The sequence below is a fragment of the Levilactobacillus hammesii DSM 16381 genome, assembly GCF_001434395.1.
Classification (GTDB): Bacteria; Bacillota; Bacilli; order Lactobacillales; family Lactobacillaceae; genus Levilactobacillus; species Levilactobacillus hammesii.
Window position 1 is genome coordinate 1 of record NZ_AZFS01000019.1, and the last position, 1,435, is coordinate 1,435.

General features: G+C 44.0%; 1 protein-coding gene. It reads right to left on the reverse strand.

The annotated features are described in order from the left end of the window. Positions 1-47: 47 nt before the first annotated feature. Complete coding sequence (locus FD28_RS01740) at positions 48-1,310, reverse strand: ISL3 family transposase (RefSeq protein WP_057731988.1); 1,263 nt, start codon at positions 1,308-1,310, stop codon at positions 48-50. Between the last annotated feature and the right edge of the window lie 125 nt (positions 1,311-1,435).

A 1,435-nucleotide genomic window follows, 5' to 3' on the forward strand; every position in this document is an offset into this window, starting at 1 on the left:
GGTTCTTTGTCAACGGTTGTTGATGAGGAGATCTTCAGAGGTTCAATTCACTTGCGAATTGGGCCTCTTTTTTGGACCTTGATTTTGAATTCGATTTGGATTCGGTAGATGAAGTTTAGCCAGTTTCGATAGCCATAAGCGGTTCGTTTGATCTGCTTGATCTTGCGGTTGACGCCTTCGATGGGGCCATTGGAGATTGAACATTGTGTCATATTCTGAATGAGCTGTCTTCTCTGAATGAAGGTCTTTATGGTTGTTAGAAGTTGAGGACTGACGTTCTCAACTTCACCTAAGGCGTTGATAAACGCGTTATAATCCCGCTTTCGGATAGATTCGACTAGGGCATGGGCTGAGTAATAGGTGTTCGCAAACTCCTCGCTGAGATCTAAGCCTTCTAGCACAAGTTGTTCCTGCGTGAGATGGTCTTTAAGATGCGCGAACCATTGCTTTTTGTTCTTTTCGAGGTCCTCATAGCTCTCTAAATAAAGACGCCAATAATGTTTAAGGACGCGATATTCGCGGGTCTCCTTGGGGAATTGTTTCATCAATTGGACTCGGGTTTGATTTAAAGAACGGAGCGCCATCTGAACTAAGTGAAAGTTGTCGGCGACGATAATGGCGTTAGGAAATATTTGATGAATAATCAACTGGTACTGCGAGTTAAAGTCCATGACGACACGGGTGACCTTGTTTCGGTTACTCAGAGAGTAATGGTTTAAGAAGAAGTCCTTGATGTCTTTGTTCTTTCGATCTGGCAAAATGGTAATTAGGTCATGCTTTTGGGCGTCGATGGCGATAAAACTCATTTGGTTCCCGGTGGAACGGAATTCGTCGATACACAATGAAGCTGGTAAGCCGTCGTAGGCGGGCTTCGTTTGCCGGCCAAGTGCGACTAGTTGGCGGCTAACGGTGTTCGTTGAGACGTTGTACTGGGCTGCGATACTGGCCATAGTTCGGTCTGTGGTTAACTCCCTAGTGATGCCGTGTTTAATGTTCTGAGAGATCTGATGTTGCTTCATAACGATGGGTGTTTGGGCAATTTGAGTGTGCCCACAGGCCTTACAAAGAAAGCGTTGCTTACGCAGAACCAATAAGGCGGTTCGCTCACTGATATTGGGTATTCTAACTCGAACTGTCTTGGCCCCATTCTTAACGATGTCGTGTTTGCCACAACGTGGGCAAACATTGACGGAATAAGTTAAGTCGGCATAAATTCGTAAGGCATCACGTGAAGTGTCTTGAACTTTGAAATTAATAATGTTTTGGTCTTTAATTTGTAGTAAATCTCTTGTAGACTGGTCTTGGGACATATCATTCTTCTCGCTTTCAATTGGTTTTGGTCGACTTGATTGTAGCACAGAGGTGGTATGCCTCTTTTTTAATGCAAAAATGGTGTTGATGGATTTCTCTATCAACACCAAATATCATAGAACCC